Origin of the sequence: Pseudarthrobacter sp. H2 (genome assembly GCF_050157045.1) — a bacterium.
In the GTDB taxonomy this organism is placed as follows: domain Bacteria; phylum Actinomycetota; class Actinomycetes; order Actinomycetales; family Micrococcaceae; genus Arthrobacter.
The window spans coordinates 1881587-1898324 of record NZ_CP189594.1; the positions used below are offsets into that span (position 1 = coordinate 1881587).

At 69.1% G+C, this 16738-nt stretch carries 18 protein-coding genes; 8 read left to right on the top strand and 10 right to left on the bottom strand.

Features of this window, described 5'->3' with window-relative positions; all coding sequences use genetic code 11:
* Positions 1-82 precede the first annotated feature (82 nt).
* Entirely contained in the window at positions 83-808 is a 726-nt protein-coding gene (locus ACQCSZ_RS08905) for a beta-ketoacyl-ACP reductase (RefSeq protein ID WP_427007650.1), read from the bottom strand.
* A gap of 150 nt (positions 809-958) precedes the next feature.
* On the opposite strand from ACQCSZ_RS08905, the gene ACQCSZ_RS08910 reads away from it, so the two are divergent.
* The 4 genes from ACQCSZ_RS08910 to ACQCSZ_RS08925 are packed head-to-tail and all read left to right on the top strand — an operon-like array spanning position 959 to position 3085.
* On the top strand, positions 959-1453 hold the full coding sequence (locus ACQCSZ_RS08910; RefSeq protein WP_427007651.1) for a DUF3099 domain-containing protein: 495 nt from the start codon (positions 959-961) through the stop codon (positions 1451-1453).
* On the top strand, positions 1450-1719 hold the full coding sequence (locus tag ACQCSZ_RS08915) for a hypothetical protein (RefSeq protein WP_427007652.1): 270 nt from the start codon (positions 1450-1452) through the stop codon (positions 1717-1719). The genes ACQCSZ_RS08910 and ACQCSZ_RS08915 overlap by 4 nt, the downstream gene beginning before the upstream one ends.
* Complete coding sequence (locus tag ACQCSZ_RS08920; RefSeq protein WP_427007653.1) at positions 1720-2607, top strand: SURF1 family protein; 888 nt, start codon at positions 1720-1722, stop codon at positions 2605-2607.
* Between the two features lie 10 nt (positions 2608-2617).
* Positions 2618-3085 (top strand): YbaK/EbsC family protein, encoded by a 468-nt coding sequence (locus tag ACQCSZ_RS08925; RefSeq protein WP_427007654.1) that lies wholly within the window; start codon positions 2618-2620, stop codon positions 3083-3085.
* A gap of 93 nt (positions 3086-3178) precedes the next feature.
* Here the strand turns inward: ACQCSZ_RS08925 and ACQCSZ_RS08930 are convergent, their stop codons facing one another.
* Positions 3179-4777 (bottom strand): ABC-F family ATP-binding cassette domain-containing protein, encoded by a 1599-nt coding sequence (locus ACQCSZ_RS08930; protein WP_427007655.1) that lies wholly within the window; start codon positions 4775-4777, stop codon positions 3179-3181.
* 314 nt (positions 4778-5091) lie between these two features.
* Here ACQCSZ_RS08930 and ACQCSZ_RS08935 point away from each other — a divergent pair, with 314 nt between their 5' ends.
* The 3 genes from ACQCSZ_RS08935 to ACQCSZ_RS08945 are packed head-to-tail and all read left to right on the top strand — an operon-like array spanning position 5092 to position 7147.
* Positions 5092-5736 (top strand): biotin transporter BioY, encoded by a 645-nt coding sequence (locus ACQCSZ_RS08935; RefSeq protein WP_427007656.1) that lies wholly within the window; start codon positions 5092-5094, stop codon positions 5734-5736.
* Positions 5733-6518: an energy-coupling factor ABC transporter ATP-binding protein gene (locus ACQCSZ_RS08940; protein ID WP_427007657.1), complete on the top strand. Its 786-nt coding sequence runs from the start codon at positions 5733-5735 to the stop codon at positions 6516-6518. The genes ACQCSZ_RS08935 and ACQCSZ_RS08940 overlap by 4 nt, the downstream gene beginning before the upstream one ends.
* Positions 6515-7147: an energy-coupling factor transporter transmembrane component T family protein gene (locus ACQCSZ_RS08945; RefSeq protein ID WP_427007658.1), complete on the top strand. Its 633-nt coding sequence runs from the start codon at positions 6515-6517 to the stop codon at positions 7145-7147. Before ACQCSZ_RS08940 ends, ACQCSZ_RS08945 begins: the two co-directional genes overlap by 4 nt.
* Before the next feature lie 266 nt (positions 7148-7413).
* Here the strand turns inward: ACQCSZ_RS08945 and ACQCSZ_RS08950 are convergent, their stop codons facing one another.
* Together ACQCSZ_RS08950 and ACQCSZ_RS08955 are read right to left on the bottom strand one after the other, a co-directional pair.
* Positions 7414-8703: a thiolase family protein gene (locus tag ACQCSZ_RS08950; RefSeq protein ID WP_427007659.1), complete on the bottom strand. Its 1290-nt coding sequence runs from the start codon at positions 8701-8703 to the stop codon at positions 7414-7416.
* Positions 8675-10180: an AMP-binding protein gene (locus ACQCSZ_RS08955; protein WP_427007660.1), complete on the bottom strand. Its 1506-nt coding sequence runs from the start codon at positions 10178-10180 to the stop codon at positions 8675-8677. The genes ACQCSZ_RS08950 and ACQCSZ_RS08955 overlap by 29 nt, the downstream gene beginning before the upstream one ends.
* Before the next feature lie 58 nt (positions 10181-10238).
* On the opposite strand from ACQCSZ_RS08955, the gene ypfJ reads away from it, so the two are divergent.
* Positions 10239-11123, top strand: coding sequence for a KPN_02809 family neutral zinc metallopeptidase (ypfJ, locus tag ACQCSZ_RS08960; protein WP_427007661.1), 885 nt, complete (start codon positions 10239-10241; stop codon positions 11121-11123).
* A 300-nt stretch (positions 11124-11423) separates the two neighbouring features.
* On the opposite strand, the gene ACQCSZ_RS08965 is transcribed toward ypfJ, so the two are convergent.
* The 6 genes from ACQCSZ_RS08965 to ACQCSZ_RS08990 all read right to left on the bottom strand — a co-directional run bounded on the left by ACQCSZ_RS08965 (position 11424) and on the right by ACQCSZ_RS08990 (position 16622).
* Positions 11424-11756, bottom strand: coding sequence for a metal-sulfur cluster assembly factor (locus ACQCSZ_RS08965; RefSeq protein WP_427007662.1), 333 nt, complete (start codon positions 11754-11756; stop codon positions 11424-11426).
* A gap of 13 nt (positions 11757-11769) precedes the next feature.
* Positions 11770-12567 carry a Fe-S cluster assembly ATPase SufC gene (gene sufC / locus ACQCSZ_RS08970; protein ID WP_427007663.1) on the bottom strand — a complete coding sequence of 266 codons (798 nt, stop codon included), beginning with the start codon at positions 12565-12567 and terminating at the stop codon, positions 11770-11772.
* A gap of 121 nt (positions 12568-12688) precedes the next feature.
* Complete coding sequence (locus tag ACQCSZ_RS08975; protein WP_427007664.1) at positions 12689-13048, bottom strand: non-heme iron oxygenase ferredoxin subunit; 360 nt, start codon at positions 13046-13048, stop codon at positions 12689-12691.
* 33 nt (positions 13049-13081) lie between these two features.
* On the bottom strand, positions 13082-14368 hold the full coding sequence (gene sufD / locus ACQCSZ_RS08980; RefSeq protein WP_427007665.1) for a Fe-S cluster assembly protein SufD: 1287 nt from the start codon (positions 14366-14368) through the stop codon (positions 13082-13084).
* A complete protein-coding gene (gene sufB, locus ACQCSZ_RS08985) occupies positions 14368-15831 on the bottom strand; it encodes a Fe-S cluster assembly protein SufB (protein ID WP_427007666.1) in 1464 nt (487 codons plus the stop codon). The genes sufD and sufB overlap by 1 nt, the downstream gene beginning before the upstream one ends.
* Positions 15831-16622, bottom strand: a complete 792-nt coding sequence (locus ACQCSZ_RS08990; protein ID WP_427008290.1) for a helix-turn-helix transcriptional regulator — start codon at positions 16620-16622, stop codon at positions 15831-15833. The genes sufB and ACQCSZ_RS08990 overlap by 1 nt, the downstream gene beginning before the upstream one ends.
* Positions 16623-16738 lie beyond the last annotated feature (116 nt).

Sequence of the window (16738 nt, forward strand, 5' to 3'; positions counted from 1 at the left end):
CCCCTGCCCTTGCGCAGTCCGGGGCTGTAACTCCAGTACACGCTCCCCCGGGCGGAAGCGCAAAGGGCAAATGGGCCCTGGGTCAGTGGCCCATCCCGAGGCCGCCGTCGACCGGGATGACCGCGCCCGAGATGTAGGCGGCTTCGTCGCTGGCGATCCAACGGACGACGTCGGCGACCTCGGAGGCTTCGGCGAAGCGGCCGGCGGGGACCTTGGAGAGGTAGTCCTTCTGGGTTGCCTCGGGCAGCTCCGCCGTCATGTCCGTGTTGATGAAGCCCGGCGCCACGACGTTCGCGGTGATGCCGCGCCCTCCCAGTTCGCGGGTCAGCGAACGGGCGATCCCGACCAGGCCTGCCTTGGAGGCGGAGTAGTTGACCTGGCCGGGGGCGCCGTAGAGGCCCGAGACGGACGAAATCAGCACCACCCGGCCCTTGCGCGCCCGGATCATCCCCTTGGAAGCCCGCTTGATGACGCGGAAGGCTCCCGTGAGGTTGGTGTCGATGACCGAGGTGAAGTCCTCCTCGCTCATGCGCATCAGCAGGGTGTCCTTGGTGATCCCGGCGTTGGCGACCAGCACCTCCACCGGGCCATGGGCGGCTTCGACTTCGGCGAAGGCGGCGTCCACGGAGGATTCGTCGGTGACATCAGCCTTGACCCCGAGGATGCCCTCGGGCAGTGTGGCTTCGCTGCGGTAGGTGACCGCCACCTTGTCCCCGTTGGCGAGGAAGGATTCGGCGATGGCCAGGCCGATGCCGCGGTTTCCGCCGGTGATCAGGACGCTGCGGCCGGTGGTCAATGCTTCAGACATGTGGTTCTCCGGGATTCTGCGGCGGGTCGACGCCGCGCTGGGGGGTGGATTTTCCTGCCTCCGATCTTAGCGCCCGGCACGCGTCCGTTTGGGCGGCTCCGCCTATGGTGAGAGAATTGAAGGAAGCCTTGGGAGGGTGATCTGACAGCCTTGACACTCAAAAACCGACCCGGTGCGTCCGCGCCCGGGACTCCGGAGCCGCTGTCCGGCGACGCCGAGGTGCACAGCATTACGGACGCCGCCGCCGCGCACTCGGAAGAGATGCGCGAGCGGATGATCAAGTACGCCGTGGCGATGGGCATCCGCATGGTGTGCCTCATCCTGATTTTTGTGGTTGATGGCTGGTTCAAGGTCCTTCCCGTCCTGGGTGCCGTCTTCCTCCCCTGGGTCGCCGTGGTGATTGCCAACGGCAGCGACAAGGCGGAGATCCACAGCGATGCGCTGCTGGATTACGTCCCGATGGGCGAACTGGACGCCCCGGAGGCCGGGGCCGGCACCGCTACAGGAACTGCTTCCGGCGCTGCTTCGGGATCCGGGATGAGCGCCGAGGAAGACGCCTCGATGACGCTTCTGCAGGGGGAGCTGATCGAGGATGACGACGGACCGATTGAGGACAACGGCGAACAGGGACGGGCCGCTTCATGAACCTTTTTGACCTCGCCGGAAACGGCGGCGGCGCCGTCGAGACCGCCGGTGCCGTGTGCTCACGGAAGGCCTGCCGGGCCGGGGCGCAGTGGCAGCTGCTGTGGAACAACCCGAAGATCCACACCCCGGAGCGCCGCAAGATCTGGCTCGCGTGCGGCGGGCACCGGGCCTGGCTCGAAGACTACCTGCAGACCCGCGGGCTCTGGAAGGAAACGCTCTCCCTCGACGCCGCGGCGCCGGACGCGCTGCCGGACGGGGTCAGCTGAATGTACCGGTTTCTTTTCTCCAGTAAGTGGCTGGGGTATCTGTTGCTGGCCGCGATTTTCGCGGCGGCCTGTGTGGGGCTGGGCCGCTGGCAGATGGACCGCCGCGCCGAGACTCTCGCCGGAATCAACCGTGTCCTGAGCAACTATTCGGCCGCCCCGGTCACGTTCGCCCAGGCCCGGGACGAGTTCATCCGCCTCGACGCCGAGCGCGAATGGACCCAGGTTGAACTCCGGGGCAGCTACGACACCGCGGGCCAGCGGGTCGTCCGCAACCGGCCGCTCAACGGCCAGCCCGGCTACGAGGTGGTGGTCCCCTTCAAGCTGGACAACGGCGAGACGGTGGTGATCGACCGCGGCTGGCTGCCGATCGGCAACGACAACCCCGGCTATCCCGACTCGGTCCCGGCGCCGCCGCAGGGCCAGGTGACCGTCATTGCCCGCCTCAAACCCGCCGAACCCGAGCTCCAGCGCGGGGCCCCGGACGGCCAGCTGGCCTCGATCGACCTGGCGGCCTATTCCGCCCAGCTGGGCTACCCCCTGCTGGCCGGCGCGTACGGCCAGCTGGCCTCCGAGAGTCCCTCCGTGGCTGCGATGCCCGTCGCGTTCCCCAAGCCTTCGACCGAGGAGGGCACGCACCTGTCCTACTCGCTGCAGTGGTTTGCGTTCGGCGTGCTGATGTTCGTCGGCTTCGGCTACGCCGCCCGGCAGCAGGCCCGCAACGCGGCCATCGACGCCGAGGACGAGGCAGCGCAGGCCGAGGACGGCGGCTACCTGCACTCCAGCGGGCCGGCCGATGTTCTTAGCCGCCGGCGCCCCGTTCCCCGGAAACGGAAGAACGCCACGGCCGAGGAAGAGGAAGACGCGATCCTGGACGCCCAGGGCTACTGAAGGAGGCCGCATGTACCCTGAGCCGGTAGCGAATGTGAAGAGGGCGCTCACCGCGGCAGGCGCCGAGGACACGGTGACGGTATTTGACGCAGCGGTCCCGACGGCGGCCGCGGCGGCCGCCACGCTCGGTTGTGACATCGCGGGGATCACGAACAGCCTCGTCTTCGAGCTCGCGGGCGCTCCCCTGCTCATCCTGGCCAGCGGCGCCGCCAGGGTCGACGTCGGCAAGGTCGCGGCGGGGCTGGGGGAAGGAGCGATCCGCCGCGCCAGCGCCGATTTCGTGCTGGCGCACACCGGCCAGCGCGTCGGCGGAGTGGCGCCCGTGGGCCACCCCGAGAAGATCCGCACGCTCCTGGACAGCTCGCTGCGCCAGCACCCCGTCCTCTGGGCCGGAGCCGGAGACCACAACTCGATGTTCTCCATCAGCTACGACGAACTCCGCAGGATCACGGATGCCGAAGAGACGACCGTCCGGTAACCCGCCGATTAACCCAAGTAGCTCGCAGTTGTTGCCGTTTTGAGCGCTCAGAACGGCAACAAGTGCGAGCTACTTGGGTGGGGGCGCGGAGGCTTACGCCAGCGTGATCAGGTCCAGGTAGTCCTCGTTCCAGAGGTCCTCGACGCCGTCGGGCAGCAGCACGACCCGCTCCGGGTTCAGCGCCTCGACGGCACCTTCATCGTGGCTGACCAGGACGACGGCGCCGGTGTAGTTGCTCAGGGCCCCGAGGATTTCGGCGCGGCTGGCCGGGTCGAGGTTGTTGGTGGGCTCATCCAGGAGCAGCACGTTCGCACTCGAGGCCACGATCGTGGCCAGCGCCAGGCGGGTCTTCTCGCCGCCGGACAGGACGCCGGCGGGCTTGTCGACGTCGTCGCCGGAGAACAGGAACGAGCCCAGGATGCCGCGCACTTCGGCGTCGTTCATGTCCGGGGCGGAGGAGCGCATGTTCTGCAGGACGGTGCGGTCGACGTCGAGCGTCTCATGCTCCTGGGCGTAGTAGCCCACCTTCAGGCCGTGGCCGGGAATCACCTCGCCGGTGTCCGGCTTGTCGACGCCGGCGAGCATGCGCAGGAGGGTGGTCTTGCCGGCGCCGTTGAGGCCGAGGATGACCACCTTGGAGCCGCGGTCGATGGCAAGGTCCACGTCGGTGAAGATTTCCAGCGAGCCGTAGGACTTGCTGAGGCCGTCCGCGGTGAGCGGGGTCTTGCCGCAGGGCGACGGATCCGGGAAGCGCAGGGCTGCCACGCGGTCGGTCTCGCGGACCGCCTCGAGGCCGCCGAGCAGGCGTTCGGCGCGCTTGGCCATGTTCTGCGCGGCGACGGCCTTGGTGGCCTTGGCGCGCATCTTGTTGGCCTGGTCGAAGAGGACCTGGGCCTTCTTCTCCGCGTTCGCACGCTCCCGCTTGCGTGCCCGCTCGTCCGTTTCGCGCTGCTGGAGGTAGCGCTTCCAGTCCATGTTGTAGAAGTCGATCTGCGCGCGGTTGGCGTCGAGCAGGAACACCTTGTTCACGGTGGCTTCGAGCAGTTCCGTGTCGTGGCTGATCACGATCAGGCCGCCCTGGTGGTTCTTGAGGAACTCGCGCAGCCAGGAAATGGAGTCGGCGTCGAGGTGGTTGGTGGGCTCATCGAGGAGCATGGTCTCGGCACCGGAGTACAGGATGCGGGCGAGCTCCACGCGGCGGCGCTGGCCGCCGGACAGCGTCTTCAGCGGCTGGTTCAGCAGCCGGTCCGGCAGGGCGAGGTTGGAGCAGATCGCGGCGGCCTCGGCCTCGGCCGCGTAGCCGCCGGCGGCCAGGAACTCGGATTCCAGCCGGTCGTAGCGGTTCATGGCCTTGCGCTGGACCTCGGCGTCCTCGCTGGCCATGTCCTCATGGGTCTGCTTGAGCTTGTTGACGGCGATGTCCAGGCCGCGGGCGGACAGGATCCGGTCGCGGGCGAGCTGCTCCATGTCCGGGGTCCGGGGGTCCTGCGGCAGGTAGCCGATCTCGCCGCTGCGGGTGACTTTGCCGCCGGCGGGCAGGCCCTCGCCCGCGAGCACCCGGGTCAGCGTGGTCTTGCCTGCACCGTTACGGCCGACCAGGCCGATCTTGTCTCCCTTGTCGATCCGGAAGCTCACCTGGTCCATGAGGAGGCGGGCGCCGGCGCGCAGTTCGAGATCCTGGACGGTAATCAATGCAGCTAAGGCCTTTCACAACAGGGAACGCCGCGGCACAACGGATGGAATCTGGAGGGGGCCGGGACAGTGCGGCCGAGAGAACGGCCTCTACCAGTCTACCGGCCCTGCGTCCGCCGGATGACAAGGGGCAGGTGGAATGACGACGGCGGCGCGCCCGGCGCGCCGGCATCCCCGTCCCCGGTGGGCTTGGCGGTGCCCTCCAGCATCCCGGCCCCCGTTTTGTGGGCCTGCCACAAAAAAGCCGGTCTGCTCCAGCCGTACAGTCGGAAACAAGAGCCGATGTCCACCGATTTCACGCGACAGGATCCACCATGACCCAGACCGACAACGCCGTCACCGCCCGGAACCCGCGGCGGACCCGCTGGAACGCCACCGACCTTGGACTGATCGCCGTCTTTGCCGCCCTCGTGGCAGCGTCGGCGCTGATCGCCGCGATCCCGGTCGGCGGCCTCGGCGTCCCCATCACGGTCCAGACGCTCGCCGTCATGCTCACCGGGCTGGCGCTGGGCCCGGGCCGGGCCTTCGCCGCCGTCGGGCTCTATGTGCTCCTGGGACTGGCCGGGCTGCCGATCTTCAGCGGGGGACGCAGCGGGCTCGGCGTCCTGGCCGGCCCGTCCGCCGGCTACATCATCGCCTTCCCGCTGGCCGCCGCGGCCGCCGGCTGGCTGGCCGTCGTCGTGCTCCGGCGCACCGCGGCCCGCTCCGGGAAGATCCTGGGCGTTCTGCTGTTCGCCGCTGCGATGGTGAGCAGCATCATCTTCGTCCACACGCTCGGGGTCCTCGGCATGATGGTGAACGCCAAGCTGAGCCTGTCTGCCGCTTTCCTGGCCGACCTCGCCTACTACCCCGGCGATGTGATCAAGAACGCACTCGCCGTGACCGTGGCGTTGTCCCTGCACAAGGCGTTCCCGGACCTGCTGCTCCGCCGTGTCCGGAAGGCAGACGTCCGGCTGTGAGCATCGTCCTGGACCGGGTGGCCGTGCGTGTTGCGGTTGACGGACGCCCCGCACCCAAGACCCTGCTTCAAGAGTTTTCGCTTGAGCTAACGGAGCGGCGGATCGGGGTCATCGGCGCCAACGGCTCCGGCAAGTCCACCCTGCTGCGGCTGCTCAACGGGCTCGTGGCGCCGAGCGCTGGCACGGTCACCGTCAACGGTGCGGACACCGTCCGCGCCGTGCGGGAGGTCCGCCGCCGCGTCGGGTTCGTCTTCACCGATCCGCTGTCCCAGCTGGTGATGCCCACCGGCCGCGAGGACGTGGAGCTGTCCCTGCGCCGCTCCGTCCGGAACGCCATCGAGCGCCGCGCCCTCGCGGAGGCGGCGCTGGACCGCTTCGGGCTCCGGCCGCTCGCGGACCAGAGCATCTACGAGCTCTCCGGCGGGGAACGCCAGCTCCTGGCTCTTGCCGCCGTCCTGGCCGTGGATCCGCAGGTGCTGGTGCTGGATGAGCCCTCCACCCTGCTGGATCTCCGCAACCGGGAACTGCTGCGCCGGACCCTGGCCGGGCTCAGCCAGCAGGTCATCCTCTCCACCCACGACCTCGACCTGGCGTTGGACATGGACCGGGTCCTGGTGGCGGACGCAGGGCAAGTGGTGTTCGACGGCGGGGCCGCCGCCGCCGTCGACCATTACCGGGCGCTCTCCGCGGCGGGGCTCCCGCCGGCCGGGCCGGAGCCGGGGCTTGCGTCGGCCGGGCCGGAGGCGGGGCGGCCGGAGCCCCGCCGCCAGGGGCAGCGGTGAGCGGCCACAGCCTCCTGCTGGCCAGTTATGTGCCGGGCAAGTCCCTGATCCACCGCTCGCCGCTGTGGCTGAAGTTCCTGCTGGTCCTCGGGTGCGGCATGGCGTCCTTCCTGATCGCGGATTGGGGCGTCGCTGCCGGGGTGCTGGCGCTGATGAGCGGGGTGTTCCTGCTCAGCGGAGCCGGAGCTGCCCGGCTGGTCCGCGCGGTCCGGCCCCTGCTGCCCGTGCTCCTGGCGATCGGCCTGTTCCAGTGGTGGCAGCTGGGAGCCCCGACCGCGGCCCGGATCGTGCTGAACGTGCTGGTCTGCGTGGTGGCGGCGTCGATCCTGACCGCGACCACCCCGGTGCAGGCCCTGCTGGACGGGGTGGCGTCGCTGGCCCGGCCGTTCCGGCGTTTCGGCGCGGATCCGGAACGCTTCGCCCTGACCATTGCCATCATGCTGCGGAGTATTCCCTTCATCGCCGGGGCCTATGCGGGTGTCCGGGATTCCGCCCGGGCCCGGGGGCTGGAACGGAACCCCCGTGCGCTCGTGCTGCCCGTTTTCATCACCACGGTGGCCTTCGCCCGGCAGACCGGGGAAGCCCTCGCCGCCCGCGGACTGGGCGAAGCCGACGACTTCGACGAGTGACAGCCCGCCCTTCCGGCCGCGGGGACGCGGGGGCGCGGGCCCACGTGCACACGTGGCATGCCCTCCCCTGGCCGCGGCCACTGGGCATAATCCCACCATGTCCGGTCCTTGCACCAAAGAATGGGCATGTCCCCCGGAGCTGCCCTGCGGGGACACGGGACATGCCCTCCCGTGGCCGCGGCCACTGGGCATAATCCCACCATGCCCTGTCCTTGCACCAAGGAATGGGCATGTCCCCCGGAGCTGCCGGGTGGGCACACGGGAACCTAACGGAACGTGCGGTAGCCCAGGAGCGCGGCTGTGCCCATTCCGCCGGCGATGCTGATCAGGGCCAGGGCAAGCTGCCCTTCCACGGGGTCGCGGCGCGCCTGGGCCAGCAGACGGGTCACCAGCACCGCGCCGGAGGCCCCGTAGGCGTGGCCCAGGGCCAGGGCGCCGCCGTCGAGGTTTGCGCGTCCCGGGTCGATGCCCAGCCGGTCCAGGCACGCGAGGGCCTGGGAGGCGAAGGCCTCATTGAACTCCACCAGCCCGATATCCCCCGCGGACAGGCCCTGTACCGCGAGCAACCGTTCCCCGGCCGCCGCCGCGCCGATGCCCAGCAGTTCCGGGTCCACCCCGGCGGTGTCGGTGCCCAGCACCAGGAGCCCGTCGCGGGCGCCGAGTCCGCGCGCCCGTTCCACCGAGGTGATCACGACGGCGGCGGCCCCGTCCGCGTCAAAGCAGGAGTTGCCCGCCGTGACGGTACCGCCCGCCACGAACGCGGCCGGGAACCGCGCCAGCAGCGCAGCAGTGAGCCGCGGGCGGGGGCCGTCGTCGTCGCGGAAGGCGTCCCCGACGACGCCCGACCCGGCGTCCCCGGCGTCCCGGACAGCGCCGGAACCGGCGGCCGCCGGACCGGGCAGCGGTACGATCTCTCCCTCGAACACGCCGGCGGCCGCGGCGGACAGCGCCCGCTGGTGGCTGCGGAGCGCGAAGGCGTCCTGCCGTTCCCTGCTGATCCCGAAGCGGCCGGCCACGTTCTCAGCCGCCACTCCCATGTCCGGATCGCCGTGGGCAGGCGGCGTGAACTGGGCGCGGGCGAAGAACTCCGGTGCGCCGTCGCCGCCGCGGTGTGCCCGGAGCGGCGCGGTGCTGATGCTCTCCACCCCGCCGGCGAGGTAGATGCCGCCGCCGCCGGCCGCCACCAGCCGGGAGGCCAGCACGATCGCATCCAGTCCGGAACCGCACTGCCGGTCCACCGTGACGCCGGGAACGCTGACGGGCAGGCCGGCCTCCAGCGCCGCGAGCCGGGCCACGTTGCCGCCTCCGCCGACGGCGTTCCCGATCACGACGTCGGCCACCCCTTCCGGGGCCACGCCGGCACTTTCCAGCAGGCTGCGCAGCACGGGGGCCAGCAGTTCGTGGGCGCGGAGCCCTTTCAGCGCGCCGTGGGCGCGGCGGAGCGGAGTCCTGCGGGCGGCGATGATCACCGGCTGCCGGTCCTCGGGGAGGAGCTGCGGGGCGCCCGATGCGGGTTGGGCCCCAAGCCTAGGCAAGGCGCCGGATCCGGGTGTCATTGCCGGCGACCCAGTCGAGCAGGAGCTGCCTGCTGACCTTGCCCCGGTCCGTCAGGGGAAGCTCGGCCAGCGTGAAATACTCCAGCGGCCGCTTGTTCCGTGCCAGCACGTCCTCGACGCCGGCTTTCAGCGCGGTGGCGCTCAGGGCGCCGTGGGACGGCACCACCCCGGCAATGACGCGCTGGCCGCGGACGTCGTCGGGCATGCCGGCGGCGACGGCAGCCGCGACGCCGGGGACTGACGCCAGGGCCAGCTCGATCTCGTGCGGGTAGACGTTTGTGCCGGCCGTGATGATCATGTCCGAGCGCCGGCCCAGCATGTGCAGCGTCCCGCCGGACAGGTAGCCCTGGTCCCCCACGGTGAACCAGCCGTCGAAGCAGCGCAGCGCCTGCCCGTCGTCGCCCCAGAGGTAGCCGTCGCTGACCATGCCGCTGCGGACGCAGATGTTCCCGTCGCGTCCGTCCGGCAGCTGCGTGCCGGTGTCGTCCAGGATCCGGATCTCGACGCCGGGGAACGGCCCCCCGATGCCGGTGCCGCCCAGCTCCGGGGACTCGCCCGGGCGCAGGCCGGAGCCGGAGACGAAGCTGAGCTCCGAGGCGCCGTAGTACTCGAAGATGGTGGCGTTGGGCGCCCAGCGGCGTGCCGCTTCGAGGGTCCGTGCGTCCAGTTTGGAGCCGGCGCAGATGATGCTGCGGAGCCCCGAGCCGTCGACGCCGCCGGTGAGGCCGCGTTCGCTGAGCAGCCTGAGCATGGTGGGGACCAGGACCAGCCGGGTGATGCCGTCGTGGCTGACCGCGGCGTGCGCGGCGCCGACGTCGAACTGCTCCAGGGTGTGGAACTCGGCACCGGCATAGAGGCATTCGGCCAGGGCATACAGGTTCAGGCTGGCGGCCAGCGGGCCCGGAGCCAGGGTCCTGTCCTCCCGGGTGAGGCCGAAGAACTCGATCGAGGCGTCGAACGACTGCTGCCAGGAGCGCCGGGACCGGGTGAAGGCCTTCGGGACCGAGGTGGTGCCGGAGGTCAGGCCGATCAGGAACGGCGAATCGGGCGGTCCGTCGGCCAGATCCTGCGCCCGGGCCTGGACCGGCCCCGCCCCGGATCCCGCCGGGCGCCCGGATGCCCCGGATCCCGCCACGCGCCCCGCGGGCCGAAACGTTTCCGCGATCCGCTCCGCGATCCCGTCCCGCAGCGGCTGCGGCCAGGCCGGATCCAGCACGGCGCAACGGCCTTCCCCGGCCACGGCCGCCGCGAAGGCGACGGCGAAGCGCAGGGGGTTCTGTTCCGACAGGACGGTGACCGCGGGCGCCGCGGGAATCTGTGCCGCGGGAACCAGCACCGTGGGAATCTGTGCCGCGGGTACCAGCGCAGCGGCGGCGTCCCGGAGCTCCGCCCAGCCCAGGCGCTGCCCGGCCGCGGCGACGGCGGTGCCGTCGGGGAGCTCGTCGGCCCAGCGCTGTAATCTGTCGAGAAAAGGCATCGGACCAACTTTACCGGCCGGGGGCGCCGGCGGTGCCGGTGCGGGTTATTGTGACCTTATGAGTTTCAACGACAACGCCCAGCTGGACCCGTCACAGGTGCAGGACCGGCGCGGCATGGGCCGCGGAACCAAGATCGGCGGCGGCATCGGCGGCGGAGTCATCCTGCTCCTCGCCGCCCTGTTCGGCATCAATCCCCAGCTCCTCGAAGGACTGACCGGCACCACCGCGGACCAGGGGCAAAGCCAAAGCACGGCCCCGGCCTGCGGCACCGGCGCCGATGCCGACGCCCGCCTGGATTGCCGGATCGTCGGGACCGTCAACAGCCTCAACGCGTTCTGGCCGGACTATCTGGCCAAGTACAACAAGAAGTACCCCCGCCCGGAGACCGTGATCTTCACCGGCGGAACCAACACCGGCTGCGGCGCCGCGACCTCGGAGGTGGGTCCGTTCTACTGCCCGGCCGACACCACGGCGTACTTCGATCCGGGCTTCTTCCAGGAACTTGTGGACCGCTTCGGGTCCTCCGGCGGACCGCTGGCGCAGGAGTATGTGGTGGCCCACGAATTCGGCCATCATGTCCAGAACCTGCTGGGTAACCTGGACCGTGCCCAGCAGGATCCGCAGGGACCGCAGTCCGGTGCCGTGCGGGTGGAACTCCAGGCCGACTGCTACGCCGGCCTGTGGGCCCACTACGCCACCACCACGAAGGATCCCAAGACCGGGCAGCCGTTCCTGGATCCGCTCAAGGAAAAGGATCTGCAGGACGCGCTGTCCGCCGCCTCGGCCGTGGGCGACGACCGCATCCAGAAGGCCGCGACCGGCCGCGTCTCACCCGAGTCCTGGACCCATGGCTCCAGCTCGCAGCGGCAGAAGTGGTTCAACCGGGGCTACACCACCGGCGACATCAACCAGTGCGACACGTTCGGCGTCGCCACGCCGTAGCAGCCCGATCGACTGCTCCACAAGTGCCGTTTTGGCGCTCCAGAAGGGCAGCTGCGGAGCAACCGATGGGGTTTCGAGGCTGTTCCAGACCGGCGCCGTGCTCTCACTCCGGCCATATGACGGAAATGGCCGCAATCGGGCCCGCATTCCGGCCATATCCGGCAATCGGCTGCCCGCCTGCACCACGGGCGGCCGGCCACCTTCCAGGGAAGGTGGCCGGCCGCCGTCGTACTAAATGGGGCCTCCGCCGCCGAGGGTTCCCTGGCCGAAGCGAAGCGAGGCTAGGGAGGCGGTGGGGATTTAGATGTTGAAGCCCAGGGCGCGCATCTGGTCGCGGCCGTCTTCGGTGATCCTCTCGGGGCCCCACGGCGGCATCCACACCCAGTTGAGCCGCCAGTCGTCGACGATCCCGTCCAGGGCCTTGCCGACCTGCTCCTCGATCACGTCGGTGAGCGGGCACGCGGCCGTGGTGAGCGTCATGTCGATCAGCAGGGCGCCGTCGTCGTCCGAATACTTCAGGCCGTACAGCAGGCCCAGATCAACGATGTTGACCCCGAGTTCCGGGTCAATCACATCCTTGAGCGCCTCTTCGACATCCTCGAGGCCCGTGCGGGCCTCCTTGATTTCCGTCATGGCAGAGTCCTAACTAGGCCTGTGCTGCCGCGGTGGCGGCAGCGATCGTGGCTGCCCCGGCGCCGGTGGCGTAGCGGTCGTAGCCTTCTTCTTCGAGGCGGTCGGCAAGCTCCGGGCCGCCCTCTTCGACAACCTGGCCGTCAACGAACACGTGCACGAATTCCGGCTTGATGTAGCGCAGGATCCGGGTGTAGTGGGTGATGAGCAGGGTGCCCATGTTGCCCTCGGCCTGGGCGCGGTTGACGCCCTCGGAGACAACCTTCAGTGCGTCGACGTCCAGCCCGGAGTCGGTCTCGTCCAGGATGGCGAACTTCGGCTTGAAGAGCTCCAGCTGGAGGATCTCGACGCGCTTCTTCTCGCCGCCGGAGAATCCTTCGTTGACGTTGCGCTGGGTGAAGTCGGCGTCGATGCGCAGCTCCGCCATGGCGGCCTTGACTTCCTTCGTCCAGGTGCGCAGGGCCGGGGCCTTGCCGTCGATGGCCGTCTTGGCGGTGCGCAGGAAGTTGGTCATGCTCACGCCCGGAACCTCGACGGGGTACTGCATGGCCAGGAAGAGGCCGGCGCGGGCGCGGGCGTCGACGGTCATCGCGAGGACGTCCTCGCCGTCCAGCGTGATGGTGCCGGAGGTGACGTTGTAGCGCGGGTGGCCGGCGATGGTGGACGCCAGGGTGGACTTGCCGGAGCCGTTGGGGCCCATGATGGCGTGCGTTTCACCGGTCCTGATGGTCAGGCTGACGCCCTTCAGGATTTCCTTGACGCCCTGCTCGGTGTCAATGCTGACGTGCAGGTCCTTGATCTCAAGAGTCGACATGTATCTTGTTCTCCTCTGCACCGTGCGCTCCGGCACTGTGCGGTTTCTTGGCGTTGAGTTTTCTAAGCGGTGCTGGCCGGTTTGATCTGCTGATCAGCGCGGTCAGCTGAAGCCCGGGCGGTCAGCTGAAGGTCGGGGCTTCGGCACCGTTCAGGACGTTGGTGACGTCAACGTAGACGTCGTCGCCCTGGATGGTCACGGCAAACACAGGAACGGGATCATAGGCCGGCAGCTGGAGCGGCTCCCCGCTGCGCAGGTCGAACTGGGAGCCGTGCCCCCAGCACTCGATCAGGCAGCCTTCAACCTCGCCTTCGGCAAGGGAGATGTCCGCATGCGAGCAGGTGTCGCCGATGGCGTGGATCTCCCCCATCGAGTCCTTCACGATCGCTACCGGGTAGTCGTCGATCAGGATCCGCAGCGCCTGCTTGAGCTGGATCTCGCTGGCGTTGCAGACCAGCTCGCCCTTTGGCTGTTCAGTCATCTGATGCTTTCCTGTGTCCTCTGGTGCTGCGCACTAGTGGTTCGTTGCCGCGAGTTCGCGCTCGACGGCGGCCGTGAGGCGCTCCTCGATGGCGGGAACCTTGATCTGCTGGATGATCTCGTTCAGGAAGCCGCGGACCACCAGCCGGCGGGCCACCTCTTCAGGGATGCCGCGGGCCATCAGGTAGAACAGGTGCTGGTCGTCGAAGCGCCCGGTGGCGCTTGCGTGGCCGGCACCGGCGATCAGGCCGGTCTCGATTTCGAGGTTCGGCACGGAGTCCGCGCGGGCGCCGTCGGTCAGGACCAGGTTGCGGTTGGCCTCGTAGGTGTCGGTGCCCTCTGCCTCCTTGCGGATCAGGACGTCACCCACCCACACGGTGTGCGCATTGCGGCCCTGCAGGGCTCCCTTGTACAGCACGTTGGACTTGCAGTTGGCCACGGCGTGGTCCACGAACAGCCGCTGCTCGAGGTGCTGGCCGGCGTCGGCGAAGTACAGTCCGAACAGTTCGACTTCCGCACCGGGGGCGGTGAAGCGGGCCGACGGCGTGACGCGCACGAGGTCGCCGCCGAGGCTGACGACGATGTGCTTGAACCGTGAGTCGCGGCCGAGTTTCACCTGCTGGGAGGAGGCGTGTACGGCGTCGTCGTTCCATTCCTGGAGCGAGATGACGGTCAGCTGAGCGCCCTCCCCGACGACGATCTCCACGTTCTCGGAGACGACGGCGGTGCCCTGGTGGTCCAGGACGACGACGGCCTTGGAGTACTTTTCCGCCACGATGACGAGGTGCTGCGCGGAAGCCTCGGTGCCCTGGCCGGTCAGCACGACGCTGATTTCGCCGTCGGCCTGGACCTCGGCGGGAACGGTGATGACCGTGGCCTCGGAGAAGTTCTCCCAGGCGTTCGCGGAGACGCGGTCCTCGGGGATCCCGGCGGATCCGATCCGGCGGTCATCGCGTCCCACGGTTTCCACCGTGACGTGCTCCGGCGCGGTGACGGCCACGGACGGAGCGGCGCCGTTGAGGACGTCGGTGTGCAGTCCGCGGAGGCGCTTGAGCGGGGTGAACCGCCAGTCTTCCTCCATGCCGGTCAGCGGCTTGAAGTCCGCCAGCTGGTAGGAGGTCAGGCGGCCGGCGCGGGAACTGTCCGGAATGCCGACGCCGCCGCCGTGCGAGTGGCGCTTGACGGCGTCGCCCGCGAGCGGTGCCTTGGACTCCGCGGCGTTCACGGGCGAGAGGCTTTCGCCTTCCTCGGTGAAACCGTTAATGAACGGCTGGGCTGAGGGCGCGCCGATGCGGGCCTTTTCAGTAGTGATGTCAGTCATTAACCGACCGATCCTTCCATCTGCAGTTCAATCAGTCGGTTCAGCTCGAGGGCGTATTCCATCGGCAGCTCGCGGGCAATGGGCTCGATGAAGCCGCGGACGATCATCGCCATGGCCTCGTCTTCGCGCATGCCGCGGGACATCAGGTAGAACAGCTGCTCTTCGCTGACGCGCGAGACCGTGGCCTCGTGCCCCATGGTGACGTCATCCTCGCGGATGTCGATGTAGGGGTAGGTGTCCGAACGGCTGATGGTGTCCACCAGGAGGGCGTCGCAGCGGACCGTGTTGGCGGAGTGCTTGGCGCCTTCCCGGACCTGGACCAGGCCGCGGTAGGCGGCGCGGCCGCCGCCGCGGGCCACGGATTTGGAGATGATCGAGCTCTTGGTGTTGGGCGCGATGTGGACCATCTTGGAGCCGGTGTCCTGGTGCTGGCCTGCCCCGGCGAACGCGATGGAGAGGGTCTCGCCCTTGGCTCCTTCGCCCACGAGGTAGACGGCCGGGTACTTCATGGTGACCTTCGAGCCGATGTTGCCGTCGACCCACTCCATGGTGGCGTTCTCTTCGCAGATGGCGCGCTTGGTGACCAGGTTGTACACGTTGGTGGACCAGTTCTGGATGGTCGTGTAGCGGACGCGGGCGCCCTTCTTCACGATGATTTCCACGACCGCGGAGTGCAGCGAGTCCGAGGTGTAGATCGGCGCGGTGCAGCCCTCGATGTAGTGGACGTAGGAGTCCTCGTCCGCGATGATCAGGGTGCGCTCGAACTGGCCCATGTTTTCCGTGTTGATGCGGAAGTAGGCCTGCAGCGGGATGTCCACGTGGACGCCCTTGGGGACGTAGACGAAGGAACCGCCGGACCAGACGGCCGTGTTCAGCGACGCGAACTTGTTGTCGCCCACCGGGATGATCGTGCCGAAGTACTCCTGGAAGATCTCCGGGTGCTCGCGCAGGGCGGTGTCGGTGTCCAGGAAGATGACACCCTGTTGTTCCAGGTCCTCGCGGATCTGGTGGTAGACAACCTCGGACTCATACTGTGCCGCGACGCCGGAGACGAGGCGGCTGCGCTCGGCTTCCGGGATGCCGAGCTTCTCATACGTGTTCCGGATGTCCTCGGGAAGGTCTTCCCAGGTGGCGGCCTGCTTCTCGGTGGACCGCACGAAGTACTTGATGTTGTCGAAGTCGATGCCGGACAGGTCGGCACCCCACGTCGGCATGGGCTTGCGGTCGAAGTACTTCAGGCCCTTGAGGCGGAGGTCAAGCATCCATTCCGGCTCGCTCTTCTTGGCCGAGATGTCGCGGACGACGTCCTCATTGATGCCGCGGCGGGCGTTCGCGCCGGCGTCGTTCTTGTCGGCCCAGCCGTACTCGTAGGTGCCGATTCCGTGGAGTTCGGGATTCTTTTCCAGAATCTCCGAAATCACAGTAGAGTCAGCAACCTTGTTCTCTGATAGTTGGTCCGTCATCACGGCCTTTCTTGCAGATGGTTGGATACTTCATCCAGGCGGTCGGGGGCAGCTGCGGGGCCGTGGGGCCCCCTGGCAGCCGGACGGCCTGTGGGTATGTGGGTGGTGCAGACGTGGCCGCCGCGCGCCAGGGTGGACAGCCTGCGCACGTCGACGCCGACCAGCCGGGAGAACAGTTCGGTCTCCACATCGCAGAACACCGGGAATTCCGCGGCCAGCTGCTGGATCGGGCAGTGTCCCTGGCAGAGCTGGACGCTGGAGAGCGCCGCCGGGAGCGGGGCCTTGGCGGCGATGGAGGCCGCGGAGGCGACGAACCCGTCGCGGCTCAGTGCCTCGGACAGTGCCTGGGCGCGTGCGGTGATGTCCGCGCCTGCCGCCTCGATTTCCGGGGCGTAGCGGCGTTCCATCGTGGCGAAACGCTCGACGGCGAACTGCCGGACCGATTCCGGGCCGGCCATCTCGGCCAGCCGCCGCAGCGCGGAGGCGGCGATGTCCAGGTAGTCGTCGCCCAGCGACGACTGGCCCTGCGAACTGAGGACGTAGCGGCGGGCCGGGCGTCCCGCTCCGGCACCGGCGCGGGCAACCCGCTTGACCTCGATCACGCCGTCGCGGGAGAGGTGGTCGAGGTGGCGGCGCACCGCCGCGGGCGTGAAGCCGAGCAGGTCGCCGAGTTCGGCGGCGCTGATGGGGCCGTGCTCCAGGACGGCATTGAGGACGCGGTCCTTGGTGCGCTCCTCGACGTCGGCCGCGGGAAAGCCGGCCGGGGCGGAAACTGCCGCCGGTGCTGCCATGGTGGCGCCGGACAGGGCGCCGCGCGGGTCGCCGCGCGGGCCGGCGTCCGGCACAACGCGCAGATCACCGCGCCCGGCGAGGGCGCCGGAAGTAGAGGGGCTCATGGAATACACAA